This is a genomic window from Candidatus Blastococcus massiliensis AP3 (assembly GCF_000582785.1).
GTDB lineage: Bacteria > Actinomycetota > Actinomycetes > Mycobacteriales > Geodermatophilaceae > Blastococcus > Blastococcus massiliensis.
This window is the reverse complement of record NZ_HG931175.1, coordinates 394,985-415,027: the sequence shown is the minus strand read 5'-3', so window position 1 is coordinate 415,027 and position 20,043 is coordinate 394,985. Positions and strand designations below refer to the sequence as shown.

The following is a 20,043-nucleotide window of genomic DNA, read 5'->3' as shown; positions in this document are numbered from 1 at the left end:
GCTGCACCCGTGTCCCGTGGGCGTCCTTACCCGAGCGACCCCGGGTCATGCACCGGCTTCCGGGGCCGTTCGGTCGCCGTTTCGCCGGCGATGCCCCGGGCAGGGGAGCAACGCGACCGACGGAGGGATCCAGCATGGCCATCGCCACCATCAACCCCACCACCGGAGAGACGCTCCGGACCTTCGAGCCGCTCTCGGACACCGCTCTCGAGGAGAAGCTCGCGCGCGCCGCCGTGGCGGCGGCCCGCTACCGGCGCACGTCGCCCGAGCAGCGGGTCGGCTGGCTCCGCGCCGCCGCGGACCTCCTCGACGAGGACACCGACGAGGTCGCCGAGCTGATGACCACGGAGATGGGCAAGACCCTCGCCTCGGCGAAGGCGGAGGTGGGCAAGTGCGCCGCGGCGCTGCGCTGGTACGCCGAGCACGGGCCGGCGCTCCTGGAGCCGCAGCCGCGGGACGCCGAGGCCGTCGGCGCGACCCGTGCGTACGTCGTCCACCAGCCCCTCGGCGTCGTGCTGGCGATCATGCCGTGGAACTTCCCGCTCTGGCAGGCCATGCGGTTCGCCGCCCCCGCGCTCATGGCCGGCAACGTCGGGCTGCTCAAGCACGCCAGCAACGTGCCGCAGACCGCGCTGTACATGGAGGAGCTGTTCCGCCGGGCCGGTTTCCCCGGCGACGTCTTCCAGACCCTGCTCATCGGCTCGTCGGCCATCGAGCGGGTGCTGCGCGACGACCGGGTGGCCGCGGCCACGCTCACCGGCAGCGCCCCCGCGGGGCAGTCGGTCGCCTCGATCGCCGGAGACGCCCTGAAGCCGACCGTGCTCGAACTCGGTGGCAGCGACCCGTTCATCGTGATGCCCTCGGCGCACCTGGACCGGGCCGCGGAGGTCGCGGTCACGTCGAGGAACCAGAACAACGGGCAGAGCTGCATCGCCGCCAAGCGCTTCTTCGTCCACCGCGACGTCGCCGACGAGTTCACCCGGCTGTTCGCCGAGAAGATCGCCGCGCTCACGGTGGGCGACCCGATGGACGACGCCACCCAGGTGGGGCCGCTGGCCACCGAGTCCGGGCTCGAGGACGTCGAGGAGTACGTGCAGGACGCCGTCGCCAAGGGCGGCACCGTCGTCGTCGGCGGACAGCGGGTCGACCGGCCCGGTTGGTTCTACGAGCCCACGCTGCTGACCGGGATCACCCCGGAGATGGACCTCTACGCCGAGGAGGTGTTCGGCCCGGTCGCCGCGCTGTTCCAGGTCGACTCGCTCGAGGAGGCCATCGAGATCGCCAACAGCCACCCCTACGGCCTGGGCAGCAACCTCTGGAGCGAGGACGAGGACGAGCGCGCGCAGTTCGTCCGCGACATCGCCTCCGGCATGGCGTTCATCAACGGCATGACCACCAGCTACCCGGAACTGCCCTTCGGCGGGGTCAAGCAGAGCGGCTACGGCCGCGAGCTCACCGAGCTCGGCATGCGCGAGTTCATGAACGCCAAGACCGTGTGGATCGGGCCCCCGGGCAGCGAGCAGGGCGAGGGCAGGACCGCGGAGGCCGCGGCGGAGTGACCCGTCCGGCGGTCAGCTCTCGACCGCCGGACGGGTGCCGCCGGGATCGGGCGTCGGAGGTGCGCCTCCGTCGTCCGCGGGCTCGGCAGGACGGGGACGTCGCTGGCGCGGCAGCTCGGGGGACGCCGGGCGGTCCTGCCGCCGCCGACCAGCGGTCGTGCCTCCCGGGCGCTGCTGGGCGGAACCACGACCGCCGTGCGGCTGGCCGCCCCCGGGCCGGCTCCGACCGCCGAGGCCGAGCAGCCGCTGCAGCACCTCGCCGGGCACGCCGGGAGCCCTGAGGTTCGCCTCCACGAAACTCCGCACGGGCGGGCGCGCGAGCGCGGCCCTGCGCACGGCGGCGAGCGCGGCCGGGTCCACCCGGTGGCCCGCCGTGATCCCCGACCACCAGGTGCGCACGAGCGCCTCGAGCACCTGGAGCGCCAGGTTGTGGCTCGCGCGCAGCAGCCGCGGCGTCGCGGTGCTCAGGATCTCGCCGGCGATCGTCGTCCGGGCGGGGTCGGGCTCGGCCACCGTGCCGGGGAGCCACCACAGGCCGTGCAGGGAGAGCTCCAGCGCGGTCCGGTGGTAGGCCAGCAGGGTGGCGCGGGCGTCGTCAGCGGCCACCTCGGGCAGCATGCCGAGCGCCTCCGCGGCGCGGGCCGCGACGCCGTCCTGGCCGGAGTCGGCCGGCGGCCCCTGGTTGACCCACCGGTGCAGCGCGGCCATGGCCTGGTCGAGCGCCGGAGCGGGCAGGAGGGACAGCAGGCCGGGCAGGGCGTCGGTCGCCGTCTCCGCCGCGGCGCCCCACGTCCATCCGTGCACGGTGTGGGGGTCGGCGGTGGGCAGTCCCAGCGGGGTGTCCTCTCCTGCGGCGGCCATGGAGGCGCGCACGGTGACGAGTGCGGGAACGATGCCCGCCACCCACTCCGGGGGGATCTGCTCCCGCAGCGGTCGGTTGCCGGCCTCCTGGGACCACAGCAACCAGGCGGGCCCGAACACACCGCCGGCGGTGAGCAGCAGGGGCACCGCGGGAGCCGCGACCGTGCGCGCGGCCGCGGCGTCCAGCGCCTCCACGCGGTGGATGAGGAACGCGGTGCGCCGCCGCAGGATCTCGCTGGGCTCGCTCACGAGGGCGCCCGTGCGCGCGCCGTCCACGAGGCGGGCGAAGAGCTCCTCGATCCTGCCGTCCAGGGGATCGGCCAGGCGCGGATCGCGCATCACGGCGGCCGTGCGGATCTCGGTCACCAGCAGCACGAGCGCGCGCTGGCGGGCGTCGTGCAGCGCGGCGTCGTCCTCACCCGGTGGTTTGAGGAGCGGAGCGACAGCGGCGTCCAGCGCCGGGATGAGGGCCGGAGCACACCGGTCGAGCAGCAGGTCGTCCGGCAGTTGCGTGACGCGGTCGACCAGGTCGTCGAGGTCGTCGGCGTCCATCCGCGGCAGGTTGCGGACCGTCTCGGCGAGCAGCACGCCCCGGGCCTCGTCGGCCGCCGGGTGGCCGATCCACACCGCCAGGACCGCCGCCCGCAGCAGGGCCTTGCTGTGCTCGGAACCGACCGCGGCGGCGACGGCGGTGACGAGGGGCTTGCTGCGCAGCCGGTGCTCCTCGGCGTCCGAGAGCGCCAGGGCGGCCGCCGCCTCGGCGATGGTCCGCGCCGAGTCGGTGACGCGGCCGGACGCGGTGAGGGCGGTGTACCGGGCCAGCAGGAGGGTGAAGCCGCCGGGGTCGAGGCGGCCGCGCGCCCTCGCCCAGGCGGTGGCGGCCGGGCCGGTGGGCAGGTGGACGAAGTCGACGCGCCGCTCGATGCTCCGCATGGCGGCGGCCAGCCGGTCCTGGGGAACCTCGGCGTCCTCGGCGAACTCCGCCAGGAGCATCGCCAGCAGCGGCAGCTCCTCGTCGCCGCGCAGCCCGGCGATCGCGACGATGCCGTCGACCGTCTCGTCCCGGAGCGTGTCGGAGCTGCCCCCGCGCACGACCGCGCTCCACACGCGGATGAGCTCGTGCACGGCGCGGCGGTGCAGGGAGAACTCGGCCGGCGGCAGGGACCGCGCCGCCTCCGAGAGGACGGCGACGCCCTCGCGCGCGAGGTCGCGGTCGAGGACCACCTCCTGGCAGACCAGCCCCAGCTCGTCCAGGGCCAGCTCGACGACGTCGTGGACGTCCGTGCGGGCGGCGATCGTGGCGAGCCCGGCCATGCGGTAGCGGACGGCCCGCCGGTCGCCGGACTGGAACTCGCTGCGGGCCAGGTCCCGGAGGTCCTTCACCAGGGCGCACCGGCTGCGCAGGTCCTCGGGCGAGGGGTCGCGCCGCGCCGGCCGGCTGGCCCGGGCGACGGCGAGCAGCGTGCTCTCCCTCGGGTGGAGGCGGCCGGCCAGCACCATGAACAGCGCGGGCGTCATGAGCGTCGTCAGCACGAGGAGGCCGAGGCCCGCGCCGAGGCCGGCCGGACTGCCCAGCCAGCCCCACGGGGTGACGAGGCTGAACAGCGGCACCAGGAAGGCGGCCAGCCACGCCACGGCGTAGCAGCCGACGACCCACCGGCTGAGGCCGCGCAGCATGATCTGCCCGCCGTCGAGGCGGGTGACCGGTCGGCCGGTCGCCACCGCCGCCAGGACCGCGGGGACGATGCCGGCCAGCGCCATCAGCCCGCCGGCGGAGACGCCGTGGTAGTCCGGCGGTGCCTGACTCGGGAAGGCCCAGACGACGAGCCCGGTCGTCGCGCCGGCGAGGACGGCGACGGCGATGAACAGGGCGGCGGACGGGCTGATGCGCCGAGCCACGTGCCGGACCTCGTGCTCGGTGAAGAGCCGGGCGTCGACGCGGACGTCCTCGACGGTGATCTCCGGCGGGGCCTCGAGGGCCTCGGCGCGCGATTCCTCGTCGTCGGTGTCGGCTGCCGCGTGCTCGGGTGCGATCCCCCGGGTCATGGACGTCCCTCCTGGCCCCCGGAGTTCGGGAACCAGTGCGTCCATCGGCAGTCCGCGGCGTGGGTCTGACCACCCCCCACCGAGGGGGGAGACGGCGGCCCGGAACCGTTCACCGGAGGGTCCCGGACGCCGAGGAATCGGGGTGCCGTCCACCGTGCCGCCGCCGCACCGTCGACGGGCCGCGTCCCCCGACGAGGCCCTGGCGCTGGCCCGTGCTCTCGGCACGACGGCGCCACTGCGCCGCTCCGACGTCGCCGCGCTCCTCGACCCCCGCGGGCACCGTTTCCAGCGACTCGAGTGGCTCGGCGACTCGCTGCTCGACCACGTCACCGCCCACCACCGGGTGCTCGTCGTCGAGGACGGCGGGGAGTGCTGCGCCGGGCGCAGCCACGCCGGCCTCGTCTCCGACCGCGATCTGGCGGCCTCCGTCGAGGACGCCGGGGTGCTGCACCTGCTCGACTGGCGGCCCGGCGTGCGTCGCCGGGCCGACCTCGTCGAGGCCTGCGTCGCCGCGGCGTGGCTGGCCGGCGGGTGGGCGGATGCGCTGGCCGCCGCGGCCACGCTGGTCCACGCGGCGTTCGCCCGGGACCGGGACCGCCTGCTGCGGGGCGGCGCGCCGCACCGCCCGGAACCGCCGTGCTCGTCGGACGACTTCCGGCGCGCCGCGACCCTGGGGAGCTTCACCCTGGAGGCGGCGGCCAGCGTGCACCTCGTGGCCGTCGACGCGGGCGACGAGGGGGAGCTCTCCGCCCGGCGGCACCCGCTGCTCGCCGGACGGCGGCTCGTGCGCGAGGCCGGCGTCCGGCCCCCGTGCGGCCCCACCTCCTCCGGCCATCACCTCGACCACGTCCAGGCCCTCGTCGGGATGGCACAGCTGCGCGACGGTGCCGTGGCCGCCGTCGCCACCGCTTCCGGTGTGCTCGGGCTCGGGTCGACGGCGTCGGGGACAGTGGAGGCGTGTTCGACGTCGACTGGATGGGGCTCCTGACCCGGGAGGTCCTGCGCGAGCGGACCCCGGCGCTGATCGCCGAGGCCTGTGCCTGGGCGGTGGGGCTCTCCGACCGACCGCACCTGCGGCTGCGGGCCGGCGTGCCGCAGCCCAGCGGGCCGACGCTGGGGGAGCGGGCAGCCGGCGGGCTGCCCCTGAGCAGCGACGACGACGGCCGGCTCGACCTCGGCGACGCGGTGCCGGGGAGCTTCCAGGACGCGCTCAACGCCCTGGCCCCCGACGGGACGGTGCACGCCGAGCGGTTCGACGACGAGGTGCTCGTGCCGTTCGTGCACGCCACCTGCGTGACGGCGGCCGAGCGCGCCCGCACCGACCGCCCGGCGGCGTGGGCCGAGCTCGCCGACGACGTCGGTGAGGACGCCGGCGACCTGGCCGCGGTCGTGCGCGCGGGGGAGTGGGAGGCGCCGCTCCGGATCGCCGCCGAGCACCTCGTCCTCGCCGCGCTCGGGGCCCAGCCGCTGCTGGAGGTGGAGACCGAGGGGTTGCCGCTCTCGCTGGTGCGTGCGGCCGAGACCGCCACCCGCGCCGCCGTGCCGGTGCCGGAGGTGCCCGCGCCCGACGACGGCCTCGCCGGCGCGCTGTTCCTGGCCCGCGCGGCGCTCGAGGCGTCCGGCTGCACCGTCCCGGTGCCGCCGACCGAGGCCGACCTGCTGCTCGCGGCCCTGGCCGACACGGGGCTGGAACCGGACGAGCTGCCCACGGTCCTGCCGCACCTGCCGGTGGAGGAGAGCACCATCACGCGGATCACCGCGACCCTGTCCGACGGCTGAACTCCGGCGACCGGGCACTCCACGCGATCGTCATGTGCCGGCGCACGTCCCGCGGGTAGGACCTGCGACGGCGCGAGCCCCCGGCGGGCGGAACCGCCGCCGGGCCGGACCGATCCCTGGAGGAAGCCGTGACCGTCGCAGCCCAGATGCTGGCCACCTACCCGAAGGACCTCGGAGGTGTCGACCGGGATGCGCTGACCGCGTGCATCGAGGCGTGCGTCGAGTGCGCCCAGGCGTGCACCGCCTGCGCCGACGCGTGCCTCAGCGAGGACATGGTGGCCGAGCTGAGGACCTGCATCCGCACCAACCTCGACTGCGCGGACGTCTGCGAGGCCACCGGCCGGGTGCTGTCCCGGCACACCGGCTACGACGCGAACCTCACGCGGGCCGTGCTCGAGGCCTGCGCCGCCGCGTGCAGGGCCTGCGGCGACGAGTGCGGCCGGCACGCCGAGATGCACGAGCACTGCCGGATCTGCGCCGAGGCGTGCCGCCGCTGCGAGCAGGCCTGCCGTGCGCTGATCGACGCCCTGGGCTGACCCGCGCCGGTCACCCCGCCGGCCGGGCGAGCGCTGCCCGGACCTCGTCATCGGTCGTGGCCCGGAACTTCGCGTAGCCCCGGCCGACCGCGGAGAACGACCCGGGTGCCCACAGGCACACGACCTCGTCGACCTCTCCGGTGAAGGACGCGCACGCGGCGGGGGAGCCCACGGGTACGGCCACGACCAGCCGAGCCGGAGCCTGCCGGCGGACCGCCGCCACCGCTGCCCGCATGGTCGAACCGGTCGCCAGTCCGTCGTCGACCACCACGACCGGCCGTCCGGACAGCGCGGGGGGCGGCCGGCCCTGCTGGTAGGCGGCCTCACGGCGGCGCAGCTCCCCGAGCTCTCGGGCACGCACGCGGTCGAAGGTGCCGTCGTCGACGTGCAGCGCGGCCAGGACGCGCTCGTCGCGCACCGTCTCGACGTCGTCCCCCACGGCGGCGACGGCCCCCATGGCCAGCTCCGGCTGCCAGGGCACGCCCACCTTCCGGACGACGACGACGTCCAGGACGCCGCCCAGCGCGCGGGCGACCTCGGCGGCGACGACCACCCCGCCGCGGGGCAGGCCCAGCACCACGAGGTCCGGACCGGCCAGCTCCGCGAGGCGCGCGGCGAGCGCACGCCCGGCGTCGACGCGGTCGCGGAACGGTGTGCCGGCCATGACTCCTCCGGTTGGACGGCGGGCGCGGCGTCCCCTGTCCTACCCCTCGGCGGCGGTCCTCACAGCTGGGCGGCGACCAGTGGCTCGAGCAGCAGCTCGGGCTTGTTCTGCTGGAGCACCCGCAGCCCCCACTTGTCGGGGAACACCGCCAGCAGCTCGCCGTCGCCGCGGCGCAGGATCTCGGCGTTGCGCGCCGCGGCGAGGATGCCGGGCGCGGACGCCTCGTCGGTGCGCAGCGCGAGGCTGTACGGCAGCCGGTCGAGGTCGACCGGAGCGCCGAACTCGTGCTCCATCCGGTGGGTGGCCACCTCGAACTGCATGGGCCCGACGACAGCGAGGACCGGCGCCCCGTCGCCCCGTCGGTCGGACGTCAGCACCTGCACCACGCCCTCGCTGTCGAGCTGCGCGATGCCCTTGCGGAACTGCTTGTGCTTGGCGGCGTCCCGGCCCCGGCACACCGCGAAGTGCTCGGGCGCGAAGGTGGTCAGCGGGGGGAACTGCACCGGCTGCTCGCCGTACAGGGTGTCGCCGACGCCGAGCGCGTTCGCGTTCACCAGACCGACGACGTCGCCGGGGTAGGCGACGTCGATGCTCTCCCGGTCGCGGCCGAACACGTGCTGGGCGTACTTCGTCGCGAAGGGGCGGCCGGTGCGGGCGTGGGTCACGACCATGCCGCGCTCGAAGACGCCGGAGCAGATCCGGATGAAGGCCAGCCGGTCGCGGTGGGCGGTGTCCATGCCGGCCTGCACCTTGAACACGAACGCGCTGAACGGATCGGTGAGCTCGCGGACCGCGCCGTCGGCCGTCGGCATGCCGGTCGGCGCGGGGGCGAGGTCGACGAGGGTGTCCAGCAGCGCGCCGACGCCGAAGTTGGAGACCGCGGAGGCGAACAGCACCGGCGTCGTCACGCCGTCCAGGAAGAGCGACTGCTCGTGGTCCTGGCCGCTGGCCTCCAGGAGCTCGACCTCCTCCACCGCCTGCTGCCAGGCGTCGCCCTCGCGGGCCAGGGCGGCCTCGGCCGGCAGCGTCTCCTCGGGGGCGATCGTCGCACCGCCGGCCGTCCGGGTGAACCGGCGGTAGGAGCCGTCGGCGCGGTCCAGCACCCCGCGGAAGTCGCCGGCAGTGCCCACCGGCCAGGTCAGCGGCGTCGGCGTCAGGCCGGTGCGCTCGTGAATCTCGTCCATGAGCTCCAGGGCGTCCTTGCCCGGGCGGTCCCACTTGTTGATGACGGTGAGCACCGGGATGCCGCGGTGCCGGCAGACGGCGAACAGCTTCATCGTCTGCGCCTCGAGGCCCTTGGCGGCGTCGACGAGCATCACCGCGGCGTCCACGGCGGTCAGCACGCGGTAGGTGTCCTCGGAGAAGTCCGAGTGGCCGGGGGTGTCGAGCAGGTTCACCACCGCGTCGCGGTACTCGAACTGCAGCGCGGCCGAGGTGATGGAGATGCCGCGCTGCTTCTCGATGTCCATCCAGTCCGACACCGTGCCGCGCCGGCCCGCCTTGCCGTGCACCGCGCCGGCCTGCCCGATGACCCGGGCGTGCAGGGCGAGGGCCTCGGTGAGCGTGGACTTGCCGGCATCGGGGTGGCTGATGACGGCGAACGTGCGGCGGCGCCCGGCCTCGGCGAGGGCCGCCTTCGCCGACGCGCCGGCGGCCCGCTCGTCGACCGCGCTCATCGCGGCGCCGTCCGGGCGGCGCGGAACAGGGCGGGATCAGCAGTGGGCACGAGTCGACAGTATCCGCGCTCGGCGGCGGTCCCGGCTGCGTCGTCGGTCACGCGCGACGGCGTCCCTGCCGCATGATCATGGCGTGGTGGATGTCGACTGGCACCGGCGAGCCCGGATGGCCGCCCTGCTGGGCGTACCGGCCGGGGCCCTCCTCGTCGCCGACGTCGTCGTGGGCAACTGGTGGTCGGCCGCTGCCATGGTGGCGACGGTCATCTCGCTCACCATCGCCTGGCGCGACGCCCGGAGGCGCGACCGGGAGCACCGCGCTGCCTTCGAGCAGCGCCTCGATCGCGCCCGCAGGACGGCAGCAGCCGACCCTGAGCGCGGCACCTGAGGGGATGAGCTCGGTCCTTCTCCGCGGACGTGGCGGCCCGAGGTGCATCCGGACATGGTCCCGAGATCACGATCCAGCGCCCGTCGTCCGCAGACGGCCTCCGGGGGCGGTGTCTCCCCTACCGTTGCCGCCATGACCCGGACCGGGCGGCCTGCGGCGCTGTTCCTCGGTGGCCTCCTGCTCGCCGGATGCGCCGAAGCGGCCGGCAGCGCGCCGGCGCCGGAACCCGTGGAAGCCGAGCGGTACGCCGTCAGCACGACGGTCCTGGAGTCTCCGGGCCACGGGCCGCAGCTGTGCCTGGGCGGGGTCGAGCAGTCACTGCCACCGCAGTGCGGCGGCCCGGACGTCGTCGGGTTCGAGTGGGCCGATGTGGACGACGAGGAGTCGGCGAACGGCACCATCTGGGGCGACTACGGGCTCGTCGGCACGTGGGACGGGGACCGGTTCACGCTGACCGAGCCACCCGGCGATCCGGACTCGGTGCCCCGGCCGGACGGATTGCCGGACTCCGACTTCTCCACGCCCTGTGACCCGCCCGAGGGTGGCTGGGCGCCGGTCGACGAGCGCCTGATGTCGACGGAGGCCTGGAGCGCAGCTACGACCTATGCCGATGAGCAACCGGATCTCGGCGCCATCTGGCTCGACCAGGATGCCGCGTGGACCGGCGCCGGACCGGACGACGTCGACGCGGGGGTGCTGACGTTCAGCTTCACCGGCGATCTCGACCGGCACGAAGCACAACTCCGGCAGCGCTACGGCGGGCCTATCTGCGTGGTGGCGGCACCGCAGACGGCCGCGAAGCTCCAGATGCTGCAGGCAGCCGTGCGCGACGCACTTCCGGGCTCCGCACTCACCATCAGCGCCGATGGCATCCGGGGAGTGGTCGAGGTGTGGGTGCCGGTCGTCGACGACGAGATCGTCCAGGGGATCGCGGCCATCGACCCCGAGGGCCTGGTGCGGGCCCACGCGATCCTCGTCCGAGTCGACTGACGCTCCGGCAGAGGTCTGCGAGAAGGGGCTTGCACCCCCTCCGCCGTCGCCGCCCAGCGCATGTCCTCGGCCCGTCGATGTCGCGCGGTCTCACCGGCACGTGTCCTCGAGCGGCCCACCGGGGGACGCGCCGCCGGCCGCCGGAGTTCCCGGGGGACCCCGGTGCGACGTGCGCTGGTGTCCGGCAGAACCGAGCCGCCGTACGAGAGACCGTTGTGTGGCTGCCCGCGAGGCAACGCGCAGGCGCATGAGCAGGGGCAGAGGGCGCCGCAGGGGCCCTTGCCGCGCGGGTCGCCCGGGGCCAGGGTGGGCCCATGACCCGGAGCGCGGTCGGCGGAGCGGTGCACCACCCCTGGTTCGCGCGGCTGTGGGTGCGGATCGCCGCGGCGGCGGAGGAGCACGGTGCGGCCGAGCACCGCGCGCGGCTGCTGACCGGGATCGCGGGACGGGTCGTCGAGATCGGGGCCGGCACCGGGGTCAACTTCGCGCACTACCCGGCGACGGTCGACGACGTGCTCGCCGTCGAGCCGGAGCCGCTCCTGCGGGGACTGGCGGCCCGGGCAGCGGAGCGGGCCACAGTGCGCGTGGTCGTGGCCGACGGGGTCGCCGAGCGGATCCCGGCCGAGGACGGCGCCTTCGACGCCGCCGTCGCCTCCCTGGTGCTGTGCAGCGTCCCCGACCAGGCCCCGGCCCTCGCCGAGCTGCGACGGGTGCTCCGGCCCGGAGGGCGGCTGCACTTCTGGGAGCACGTCCGGGCCGACGGGGCCGGGTTCGCGCGCGTGCAGGCGCTGCTCGACCGGACGGTGTGGCCCAGGCTCGGCGGCGGCTGCCACACCTCCCGCGACACGGCGGCCGCCATCACCGCCGCCGGTTTCACCCTCGAGCGCGTCGAGCGCTTCCGGTTCCCCGCCGGCCGGGTGCCCTCACCCACCGCCCCGCAGATCCTCGGCACCGCCCTGCGCGACGGCTGAGAGCGGTCAGACCTCCTCGACGGGGAACGTGCGCGTCGGGGAGACGAACTCGTCCTGGGCCTCGACGAGCAGGATCTCCCGCGAGCCCGCCGCCTCCGTCCGGGCCAGAAGCCCGAACACCGACGCGGCAGCCGCACCCAGCGCCTGGGCCGAGGAGCGGGTCTCCAGCCAGTGCGCGAGGAAGAGGGCGGCGATGGCGTCGCCGGCGCCGTTGACCGAGACGTCCAGCTTCGGCGTGCGGACCCGGTGGTGCCGCCCGCCCTCCGAGGCCAGCAGGTCCACGGAGTCGGCGGGGGTGTCCTCGGCGTCCAGCGACGTCGTGAGCACCACGCGCGGTCCCAGCGCCTGGACGGCGGCGACGGCGTCCTTCACCGACTCCAGGGACCGGGTCGTGGCCCCGGCGAGCAGGTCGAGCTCGTAGTGGTTGGGGGTGACCAGGTCCGCGGCCGGCACGGCGACCTCGCGCATGAGGTCCTCGATGCCGGGGCGGACGAACACCCCGCGGCCGACGTCGCCGATGACCGGGTCGCAGCAGTAGACGGCGTCCGGGTTCGCGGCCCGGACCCGGGACACTGTCTGGACGACGGCGTGGCCGATGTCCGCCGAGCCCAGGTAGCCCGACAGCACCGCGTCGCAGCGGCCGAGGACGTCGCGGTCGGCGATCCCGTCCACCACCTCCTCGACGGCCTGGCCGTCGAAGACCCGGCCGGTCCACTGGCCGTAGCCGGTGTGGTTGGAGAACTGCACGGTGTGCACCGGCCAGACCTCGACCCCCAGGCGCTGGAGGGGGAACACCGCGGCCGCGTTGCCCACGTGCCCGTAGGCGACGTGGGACTGGATGGAGAGGACGTTCAGCACAGGGGAGAACGTAGACGCCGGCTCAGGCGCTGGCCGACCCGCTGTCCGGGCGGGGCAGCTCCACGTGCGGGCGCGACTGCCACAGCGCCCACTCCGCGCTGACGTCGCCTGCGGTGCGCTGCAGCAGGGGCAGGTGATCCTGCAGGAGCCGCTCGGTGCTGGTCTCCGCGGCGTGCACGGTCACGTTCATGGCGGCCCGCACCGTGCCGGTGCCGTCGCGCACCGGGACCGCCACCGAACGGACCCCGGGGGCCAGTTCCTCGTCGGCCAGCGCCCAGCCGCGGGCGCGCACCTCGGTCAGCTCGTCGCGCAGTCGCTCCGGGCTGCGCCCGATGAAGGGCGGCAGGCCGGCCCGGCTGGTCTCGGCGAGCGCCGCGGTCAGGTCGTCGGGGGAGAGGGCCGCCAGGAGGACCTTGCCCTGCGACGTCTGGACGGCGGGGAACCGCGTGCCCACCTCGACGCGCAGCGCGATGATCTTCGGGACCGACACCCGGGCGACGTACACGATGTCCGACCCGTCCAGTTGCGCCATGGACGAGGACTCGCCGGTGCGCGCCACCAGGGACTCCAGGTGCGGCCGCGCGATGTCCCAGAGCCCCAGCGCGCTGACGTAGGCCATGCCGAGCGTGAGCACCTTGGGGGTGAGCGCGAAGGCGCCGGCGGTGGCCCGCACGTACCCGAGCTCCTCGAGGGTGAGCAGCAGCCGCCGGGCGGTGGGTCGCGCCAGCCCCGCCGCGCCGGCCACCTCGGAGAGGGTCATCGTGGGGGCATCGCGGTCGAAGCAGGCGAGGACGTCGAGCCCTCGGGCTAGCGCCTCGACGAAGTCGGGGCCGGTACCGCGGCCTGCCATGTCGGTCCTTCCCTCGTCGCCTCGCCGTGCGGGATCACGCGATCCCGCACGGTGCAGTGTGCGAGATCGCGCGATCCCGGCGCTGCGTGCCCTCCTCCGGACGGGTGGCTAACGCTCGGTCGCCAGGTGCTCCTCGAAGACGTCCTCGCGAGCGGCCCGCGTGCTGTCGGACTTGTACTCGGTGTACTGGTACGGGTTGTCCAGCATCTGGGCGTCGGGGAGGTCGGGGTTCATGCCCTGTGCCCACGTCTCCTCCCCGAGCGAGGACCGCAGGTGCTCCACGCTGGCCTCGACCTCGCGGCGCACGGCGGTCACGTCGACACCGACCAGCTTGTGCGCGTGCTTCACGACCCGGCCGTCGACGAGCACGGTGTGCACGTCGGCGCGCTGTGCCTGGAAGGCCACGTGGCCGAGGGGGTTGAGCAGCGGGAAGGACACCGGGGAGTCGTCGTTGCGCAGCAGGACGACGTCGGCCTTCATCCCCGGCTGCAGCGAGCCGAGGTCGTCGCGGCCGAGGGCCGTCGCACCGCCGCGGGTGGCCCACTGCACGACGTCGCGGGCTCGCAGCGCGACGTGGGTGACCGTCTCGCCGGACAGGTGGGCCTCGAAGTGCTCGCGGGACCGGTCGGCGCCCAGCGTGCTGCGCATCGCGGAGAACAGGTCGGCGCTCCACCACACGCTGGTGTCCATCGACAGCGACACGGGGATGCCGTGTCGCCGGACCTGCCAGGTGGGCGGGTAGCCCTGCCCGGCGCTCTGCTCGGACTCGGTGGACACCGAGATCGACCCGCCGGTGGCCGCGATCCGGTGGTAGGAGTCGGGCGTCAGCGTGGCGGCGTGGACGTAGACGGTCTCGGGGGTCATGAAGCCGTGCTCGTGCATCAGCCGGATGCCGTCGTCGTTGGTGGCGCCCCAGACGCCGGCGTGCGTGGTGACCGGGAGGTCCAGCTCGCGGGCCACCTCGAACGCGGCCTTCTCGGGGAACGCCGGATCGCCGGTGACGTCGAAGGCCAGCTGGAGGCCGAGCATGTCGTCGGCCGCGGCGCGGTGCCGCTCGAGGAAGGCACGCACGGCCGGGTCGGCGGTCCACTCCCACGGCCCGGCCTGGATGTTGCCGTAGGCGAGCACGAAGCGGCCGGGCACCGAGCGCAGCGCCTCGACGGCGGCCTCGGCGTGGTCGACGCTCTGCAGGCCGTGTGACCAGTCGACGGTGGTGGTCACGCCGGCCTCGAGAGCCTCCAGCGCGGCGAGCCGGTTGCCGGCGGCGACGTCCTCGGGGCGGAAGGTGCGGCCGTGCTCGAGGTAGTACCAGACGAAGTACTGCGTGAGGGTCCAGTCCGCGCCGTAGCCGCGCATCGCGGTCTGCCACATGTGCCGGTGGGTGTCGATCATCCCGGGCATGACGATCCCGCCGCCGGCGTCGATCTCCTGGGTGCCCTCGGGCACCTCGAGGGCCGGGCCGACGGCGGTGATGCGGTCGCCGACCACGAGCACGTCGGCGCCTTCCAGCACGGTGCAGGCGGCGTCCATCGTCAGCACGGTGCCGTTCCGCGGGACCACCGGGCGGCCGTGCTCCGGGGTGGGCTCGGGGTTGCTCATGGTCTCCTCCAGGCGTCGGGCCGCACCTGCGGACGAACGTCCGTCGGCCGGACAGGCGGTGCGATGTGGGTCACCCTGGCTCGCCCGGTCGGCGCTGTCAACAGATCGCCGCGCGCCGTCCGAGAGGCTCCGAGGCTCCGGTTGACAGGTCAGCGGAGCGCGGTCGAGACTCCACCCGTCCGGACGGACAACCGTCCGCGCCCTGCCGTTCGAGGAGGCACCGACCGCTGATGAGCGCCGACGTGGCAGGACCCGCCGGGCAGGTTCCGGCACCCCGGGGGCCACTCTCCGGGCTGCTGGTGGCCGACTTCTCCCGGATCCTCGCCGGTCCGTACAGCACGATGCTGCTCGCCGACCTCGGCGCCGAAGTGGTCAAGGTCGAGGGCCCGGGCGGCGACGACACCCGCACCTGGCAGCCTCCGGTGCGCAAGGGGGTCTCGACCTACTACCTGGGCGCGAACCGCAACAAGCGGTCGATCGCGCTGGACCTCAAGGACCCCGACGACGTGGAGCTGGCCCGGGAGCTCTCCCGCCGCGCCGACGTCCTCGTCGAGAACTTCAAGCCCGGTGGCCTGGCCCGCTTCGGTCTGGACTACGACTCGGTCGCGGCGGTGAACCCGCGGATCGTCTACGCGTCGATCAGCGGGTTCGGCAGCGGCCCCGGCGGTGCGGCGCTGCCCGGCTACGACCTCATCGTGCAGGCGATCTCCGGCTTCATGAGCCTCACCGGCGACCCCGACGGCGAGCCGTACCGCGGCGGAGTCGCGCTGTTCGACGTGATGGCCGGCCTGCACGCCACCATCGGCATCCTCGCCGCGGTCAACCACCGGCACGAGACGGGCACCGGGCAGCACGTCGAGGTCAACCTGCTCTCCTCGGCGCTGTCGGGCCTGGTGAACCAGACCAGCGCCTATGTCGCCGGCGGGGTGGTGCCCTTCCGGATGGGCAACAGCCACCCGAGCCTGTTCCCGTACGAGCCGCTGCCGTGCGCCGACGGCGAGCTGATCATCACCGCGGGGAACGACGGGCAGTTCCGCAAGCTGTGCCAGGTCCTCGGCGTACCCGAGCTGGTCGAGGACCCGCGGTTCCGTCGCAACGAGGACCGCACAGCCAACCGGGAGGCACTGCGGCCGCTGCTGGTGGAGCGGCTGCGCACCCGTACCAAGATGGAGTGGTTCCGCGCCATCATCGGTGCCGGCGTGCCGTGCGGGCCGATCAACACCATCGACCAGGGCGTGGCCTTCGCGGAGGAGATCGGCCTGGACCCCGTGGTCAGCGTCGGGGAGGGCGCGGCCGCGGTCCCGTCGGTCCGCAACCCCATCACGTTCTCGGCCACCGAGGCGCAGTACCGGCTGCCACCGCCGGGGCTCGACGAGCACGGCGCCGAGTTGCGCAGCTGGCTGAGCGCCGCCGAGGAGGAGAGCGCGTGAGCGACCGACCCCATCGCCCGACCGCGGAGTACGCGACGGCGCTCGGTGCCTCGAGCCTGGACTCGATCACGCTGCTCGGCAGCGACCTCGCCCGGGACGTCATGGGCAGCGTCGGCTTCGGCGAGCTCTCGTTCTGGCTGGCCACCCAGCGCCGCCCGAGCCCCGGCGAGACCCGGGTCTTCGAGGCGGTGCTGGCCGCGCTGGCCGACCACGGCTTCACGCCGACGGCGATCGTGACCCGGCTGACCTACCTGTCGGCGCCGGACTCCATCCAGGGCGCGCTGGCCGCCGGCCTGCTCGGCGGTGGTTCGCGCTTCCTCGGGGTGACCGAGGACTGCGGCCGGTTCCTGCACGACGTCCTCACCGGTGTGGACGGTGCCCTGCCCACCGACGACACGGGCTGGGACGCCCTCGCGCTGGAGACGGTGACCGCCCAGCGGGCGGCCGGCCGGTTCGTGCCCGGCCTCGGGCACCACGTGCACAAGCAGGGCGACCCGCGCACCCCCCGGCTGATCGAGATCGCCACCGAGGAGGGGCTGGTCGGCCCGCACCTGGCGCTGTTCTCGGCGATCGGCCGGGTGCACGAGCAGGTCCTGGGCAAGCGGCTGCCGCTCAACGGCGCCGGTGTCTGCGGCGCGGCCCTGGCCGACCTCGGCCTGCCGCGCGAGCTGCTCCGCGGCTTCGCGCTGCTGGCCCGTACCGCCGGCCTGATCGGCCAGCTGGCCGAGGAGCTGCGCCGGCCTGTCGCGAACGACGTCTTCCTGTCGGTGGACCTCAACAACCGGCCGGTCGACCCCGACCCCTACGTGCCGCCGTCGCTGCCGCCGGCCGGCTCCGGAGCCTGAGGACGCCGGGGATGCGCGCCGCCGTCGTGACCACCCCGGGAGAGGTCCCCGAGCTGGCCGAGCACCCGGACCCGGCACCCGTCGCCGGATCGACCGCGGTCCGGGTGACCGCCGCCCCGCTGGTGCCGCTGGACCTGCTGTGCGCCTCGGGGACCTCCTACTTCGGCCGGCCCGCTGTCCCGTACGTGCCCGGGGTGCAGGGGGTCGGGCTGGTCGAGAACTCCCCGCACCTGGCTCCCGGGACGCGGGTCTGGTTCGCCACCAGCGCGGGGATGGCCCCGGGTGACGGCAGCCTGGCCGAGCGCTGCATCGTCGCCCCCGACGACCTCGTGCCGGTCGACGCCGAGCTCGCCGACCCCGCGCTGGCGGCCCTGGGCCTGTCCGCGGTGGCGGCCTGGATGTCGCTGACCTGGCGGGGCGGGCTGCAGGCGGGGGAGCACGTGCTCGTGCTCGGCGCCGGCGGGGCCGTCGGCCAGGTCGCCGTGGGCGCGGCCCGGGTGCTCGGTGCCGGACGGGTGGTCGCGGCCGCGCGGTCGCGGGCCGCGCGGGACCGGGCGCTGGCCGCCGGCGCCGACGAGGTGGTGGCGCTCGACCAGGACACCGCGACGCTGGCCGACCGGTTCCGCGAGGCGCTCGGCGGCCGGCTGGACCTCGTCGTCGACCCGGTGTTCGGCGTCGCGGCGACGGCGGCCGCCCAGGTGCTCTCCGACGGCGGGCGGCTGGTGAACCTGGGCGGCGCGTCCGGCGACACCGCGGAGTTCTCCTCGGCCGCCCTGCGGTCCCGGTCGGCCTCGGTGCTGGGCTACACGAACAACGCGCTGACCCCCGCGCAGCGCCGGAACGCACTGACCACGGTCGCCGGGCACGCGGCCGCCGGCCGGCTGGCCGTCGCGCACGAGGAGGTGCCGCTGGCCGACGTCGCCGCCGCCTGGCACCGCCAGGCCACCGGCGACCCCGGCATCCGGCTGGTGCTCACGCCCTAGCCCGCACGACCCCCGCCGGACCGCGGGGACAGGCAGCGACCGGGATCCGGCCGCGAGGACAGCAGGAGGACACCGTGCAGCTGGTCACCGAGGACAACATCACCGACCTGGCGGTCGAGCGCTGGGCGACGGCCGGCGATCCGCGGCTCGCCGAGGTCATGACGGTGCTCGTCCGCCACCTGCACGACTTCGCCCGCGAGGTCCGGCTCACCGAGGCCGAGTGGATGACCGCCATGCAGTGGCTGACCCGCACCGGGCAGATCAGCGACGAGAAGCGGGAGGAGTTCATCCTCGCCTCGGACGTCCTCGGCCTGTCGATGCTGGTCGTGCAGATGAACCACCGGCTCGACCCGCGGGCGACGCCCGCGACGGTGCTCGGCCCCTTCTTCATCGAGAACTCACCGCAGCTGCCTCACGGCGGCGACATGTCCGACGGGCTCGACGGCGTCCCCCTGTACGTGCACGGCACCGTCCGCGACCTCGACGGCGCACCGGTGGCCGGGGCGACGTTCGACGTCTGGCAGGCCGACGACGAGGGCGTCTACGAGGCCCAGCTCGGGGAGGTCGACGAGGCGCGGCTGCGGGGCAAGTACACGACCCGCGAGGACGGCGGCTACTGCGTGCGCTCCATCGCCCCGAAGGGCTACACGATCCCCATGGACGGCCCGGTGGGGGAGCTGATCTCGCGCACCGCGATCAGCCACTTCCGCCCGGCGCACATCCACTTCCTGCTCGCCGTCCCCGGGTACACGCCGCTGATCACCCACCTGTTCCAGGAGGGAGCCGAGTACCTCGACAGCGACGTCGTCTTCGGGACCAAGCAGGAGCTGGTCGTCCGCTTCGACGAGCGGCAGCCCGGGCCCACCCCGGACGGTGGGCGCAGCGACGTGCCGTGGGTCGAGGCGCGCTACGACTTCGTGCTGGAGCGCCAGGCCTGACGGCGCCCCGGGCCAGGGCTTCGCCGGGGGGACGGGGTGGGCAGGGCTGAACCGATCGGGGGCCGCGCGCGAATGCTGTCGACGGCGTGCCCACCGACGACGAGGAGAAGCCGTGCGACCCCCCGCAGGGACTGGTGTGCTGCCGGTGCGCGCTCCGACCGCCGGCCAGGGGCGCCCGCCGGATACCGTGGCGATCATGGACGAACCGGCACGCCGGCCGGACAACCCGGCCGCCGCGGTGCTGTTCGCCCGCATCCGCACGGGGGACCAGCTGGCCGTCGCCGAGCTCTACGAGCTCCTGGGCCGGCCGGCGTTCGCGCTCGCCCGCCGCATCCTGCTCGACGACGGGCTCGCCGAGGACGTCGTCCAGGAGGTCTTCCTGTCCGTGTGGCGCAACCCGGCGGCCTTCGACGAGCGGCGCGCGAGCGTCTCCTCCTGGCTGCTGGCGATGGTGCACCACAAGGCGGTCGACGCCGTGCGGCGCGAGGAAGGGCACCGGCGGCGCGGCCGCCGGGCGGAGGACGACATGGCGCTGAGCGCACCGACCGCGACGCGGGACACCGAGGAGCAGGCCGTCGACCGGATGGTCTCCCAGCAGGTCCGCACCGCCCTCGGCGAGCTCCCCCCGACCCAGCGCGAGGCGCTGGCCCTGGCGTACTACGGCGGCTACACGCAGCGGGAGGTGGCCACGCTGACCGGCGTGCCGCTGGGCACGGTGAAGACGCGCATGCTCTCGGGGATGCGCAAGCTGAAGGGGCAGCTGGCCGGCAGTTCCGGGCCGGCCGGCGAGGGCCGCGGCGCCGCCGCGCCGTCGGACGGGAGCCCGCGATGACCGCCCCCCGGCCGGGTCCCGGCCACGACGAGGCCTTCGAGGAACTCGCGGTCGGCTGGGCGTTGCACGCCCTGGAGCCCGAGGACGCCGAGCTGTTCCGCACGCACCTCGACGGCTGCCCGCACTGCCGGCAGGTCGTCGAGGACACCACGGAGGTCATGGCGGCCATGGCCGGCGCCGCGCCGGCCGCCGAGCCGCCGCGCTCGCTGGGCGAGCGGCTGCGGGCGGAGGTGGCGCGCAC

General features: G+C 74.9%; 19 protein-coding genes. 13 read left to right on the top strand and 6 right to left on the bottom strand.

Going from position 1 to position 20,043, the window contains the following annotated elements; genetic code table 11:
• The first annotated feature begins 134 nt into the window (after positions 1–134).
• Positions 135–1,559: an NADP-dependent succinic semialdehyde dehydrogenase gene (locus BN344_RS16155; RefSeq protein ID WP_040339571.1), complete on the top strand. Its 1,425-nt coding sequence runs from the start codon at positions 135–137 to the stop codon at positions 1,557–1,559.
• A 12-nt stretch (positions 1,560–1,571) separates the two neighbouring features.
• On the opposite strand, the gene BN344_RS16150 is transcribed toward BN344_RS16155, so the two are convergent.
• A complete protein-coding gene (locus BN344_RS16150) occupies positions 1,572–4,466 on the bottom strand; it encodes a hypothetical protein (protein ID WP_040339570.1) in 2,895 nt (964 codons plus the stop codon).
• Between the two features lie 142 nt (positions 4,467–4,608).
• On the opposite strand from BN344_RS16150, the gene BN344_RS16145 reads away from it, so the two are divergent.
• From BN344_RS16145 to BN344_RS16135, 3 genes are all read left to right on the top strand, one after another.
• Entirely contained in the window at positions 4,609–5,454 is an 846-nt protein-coding gene (locus BN344_RS16145) for a hypothetical protein (protein ID WP_040339569.1), read from the top strand.
• Positions 5,424–6,245, top strand: coding sequence for a hypothetical protein (locus tag BN344_RS16140; protein WP_051516028.1), 822 nt, complete (start codon positions 5,424–5,426; stop codon positions 6,243–6,245). Before BN344_RS16145 ends, BN344_RS16140 begins: the two co-directional genes overlap by 31 nt.
• 128 nt (positions 6,246–6,373) lie before the next feature.
• Positions 6,374–6,781 (top strand): four-helix bundle copper-binding protein, encoded by a 408-nt coding sequence (locus tag BN344_RS16135; protein WP_040339568.1) that lies wholly within the window; start codon positions 6,374–6,376, stop codon positions 6,779–6,781.
• Positions 6,782–6,791: 10 nt separating this feature from the next.
• Here the strand turns inward: BN344_RS16135 and BN344_RS16130 are convergent, their stop codons facing one another.
• The gene (locus BN344_RS16130; protein ID WP_040339567.1) at positions 6,792–7,445 is read right to left on the bottom strand and encodes a phosphoribosyltransferase; all 654 of its coding nucleotides are present in this window, start codon (positions 7,443–7,445) and stop codon (positions 6,792–6,794) included.
• Between the two features lie 59 nt (positions 7,446–7,504).
• Positions 7,505–9,121, bottom strand: coding sequence for a peptide chain release factor 3 (locus BN344_RS16125; RefSeq protein WP_040339566.1), 1,617 nt, complete (start codon positions 9,119–9,121; stop codon positions 7,505–7,507).
• Positions 9,122–9,254: 133 nt separating this feature from the next.
• Between BN344_RS16125 and BN344_RS16120 the strand changes: the two genes are divergently transcribed.
• From BN344_RS16120 to BN344_RS16110, 3 genes are all read left to right on the top strand, one after another.
• Positions 9,255–9,506: a hypothetical protein gene (locus tag BN344_RS16120; RefSeq protein WP_040339565.1), complete on the top strand. Its 252-nt coding sequence runs from the start codon at positions 9,255–9,257 to the stop codon at positions 9,504–9,506.
• A 132-nt stretch (positions 9,507–9,638) separates the two neighbouring features.
• Entirely contained in the window at positions 9,639–10,496 is an 858-nt protein-coding gene (locus BN344_RS19210; RefSeq protein ID WP_051516027.1) for a hypothetical protein, read from the top strand.
• Between the two features lie 314 nt (positions 10,497–10,810).
• Positions 10,811–11,467, top strand: a complete 657-nt coding sequence (locus BN344_RS16110; protein ID WP_040339564.1) for a class I SAM-dependent methyltransferase — start codon at positions 10,811–10,813, stop codon at positions 11,465–11,467.
• A 6-nt stretch (positions 11,468–11,473) separates the two neighbouring features.
• Here the strand turns inward: BN344_RS16110 and pdxY are convergent, their stop codons facing one another.
• The 3 genes from pdxY to BN344_RS16095 form a co-directional block, all read right to left on the bottom strand.
• A complete protein-coding gene (pdxY, locus tag BN344_RS16105; protein WP_197022355.1) occupies positions 11,474–12,325 on the bottom strand; it encodes a pyridoxal kinase PdxY in 852 nt (283 codons plus the stop codon).
• A 22-nt stretch (positions 12,326–12,347) separates the two neighbouring features.
• Positions 12,348–13,175: an IclR family transcriptional regulator domain-containing protein gene (locus BN344_RS16100; protein ID WP_040339563.1), complete on the bottom strand. Its 828-nt coding sequence runs from the start codon at positions 13,173–13,175 to the stop codon at positions 12,348–12,350.
• A 108-nt stretch (positions 13,176–13,283) separates the two neighbouring features.
• The gene (locus tag BN344_RS16095; RefSeq protein ID WP_051516026.1) at positions 13,284–14,774 is read right to left on the bottom strand and encodes an amidohydrolase family protein; all 1,491 of its coding nucleotides are present in this window, start codon (positions 14,772–14,774) and stop codon (positions 13,284–13,286) included.
• Positions 14,775–15,004: 230 nt separating this feature from the next.
• On the opposite strand from BN344_RS16095, the gene BN344_RS16090 reads away from it, so the two are divergent.
• The 6 genes from BN344_RS16090 to BN344_RS20855 form a co-directional block, all read left to right on the top strand.
• A complete protein-coding gene (locus BN344_RS16090; protein WP_040339562.1) occupies positions 15,005–16,204 on the top strand; it encodes a CaiB/BaiF CoA transferase family protein in 1,200 nt (399 codons plus the stop codon).
• Positions 16,201–17,049: a citryl-CoA lyase gene (locus tag BN344_RS16085; RefSeq protein ID WP_040339561.1), complete on the top strand. Its 849-nt coding sequence runs from the start codon at positions 16,201–16,203 to the stop codon at positions 17,047–17,049. The genes BN344_RS16090 and BN344_RS16085 overlap by 4 nt, the downstream gene beginning before the upstream one ends.
• Before the next feature lie 11 nt (positions 17,050–17,060).
• On the top strand, positions 17,061–18,032 hold the full coding sequence (locus tag BN344_RS16080) for a quinone oxidoreductase family protein (RefSeq protein ID WP_051516025.1): 972 nt from the start codon (positions 17,061–17,063) through the stop codon (positions 18,030–18,032).
• 74 nt (positions 18,033–18,106) lie between these two features.
• Positions 18,107–18,970: a dioxygenase family protein gene (locus tag BN344_RS16075; protein WP_040339560.1), complete on the top strand. Its 864-nt coding sequence runs from the start codon at positions 18,107–18,109 to the stop codon at positions 18,968–18,970.
• A gap of 196 nt (positions 18,971–19,166) precedes the next feature.
• On the top strand, positions 19,167–19,802 hold the full coding sequence (locus BN344_RS16070) for a sigma-70 family RNA polymerase sigma factor (protein WP_040340019.1): 636 nt from the start codon (positions 19,167–19,169) through the stop codon (positions 19,800–19,802).
• On the top strand, positions 19,799–20,043 hold a 245-nt coding region (locus BN344_RS20855; protein ID WP_231486926.1), incomplete at its 3' end, for a zf-HC2 domain-containing protein. The genes BN344_RS16070 and BN344_RS20855, both read left to right, overlap by 4 nt.

What these genes read in the sequence shown, in the direction of transcription:
- BN344_RS16155 (WP_040339571.1), top strand. Translation starts at nt 135, where the DNA reads ATGGCCATCGCCACCATCAACCCCACCACCGGAGAGACGCTCCGGACC.
- BN344_RS16150 (WP_040339570.1), bottom strand. Translation starts at nt 4,466, where the DNA reads ATGACCCGGGGGATCGCACCCGAGCACGCGGCAGCCGACACCGACGAC.
- BN344_RS16130 (WP_040339567.1), bottom strand. Translation starts at nt 7,445, where the DNA reads ATGGCCGGCACACCGTTCCGCGACCGCGTCGACGCCGGGCGTGCGCTC.
- BN344_RS16125 (WP_040339566.1), bottom strand. Translation starts at nt 9,121, where the DNA reads ATGAGCGCGGTCGACGAGCGGGCCGCCGGCGCGTCGGCGAAGGCGGCC.
- BN344_RS19210 (WP_051516027.1), top strand. Translation starts at nt 9,639, where the DNA reads ATGACCCGGACCGGGCGGCCTGCGGCGCTGTTCCTCGGTGGCCTCCTG.
- BN344_RS16110 (WP_040339564.1), top strand. Translation starts at nt 10,811, where the DNA reads ATGACCCGGAGCGCGGTCGGCGGAGCGGTGCACCACCCCTGGTTCGCG.
- BN344_RS16100 (WP_040339563.1), bottom strand. Translation starts at nt 13,175, where the DNA reads ATGGCAGGCCGCGGTACCGGCCCCGACTTCGTCGAGGCGCTAGCCCGA.
- BN344_RS16095 (WP_051516026.1), bottom strand. Translation starts at nt 14,774, where the DNA reads ATGAGCAACCCCGAGCCCACCCCGGAGCACGGCCGCCCGGTGGTCCCG.
- BN344_RS16090 (WP_040339562.1), top strand. Translation starts at nt 15,005, where the DNA reads ATGAGCGCCGACGTGGCAGGACCCGCCGGGCAGGTTCCGGCACCCCGG.
- BN344_RS16080 (WP_051516025.1), top strand. Translation starts at nt 17,061, where the DNA reads ATGCGCGCCGCCGTCGTGACCACCCCGGGAGAGGTCCCCGAGCTGGCC.
- BN344_RS16070 (WP_040340019.1), top strand. Translation starts at nt 19,167, where the DNA reads ATGGACGAACCGGCACGCCGGCCGGACAACCCGGCCGCCGCGGTGCTG.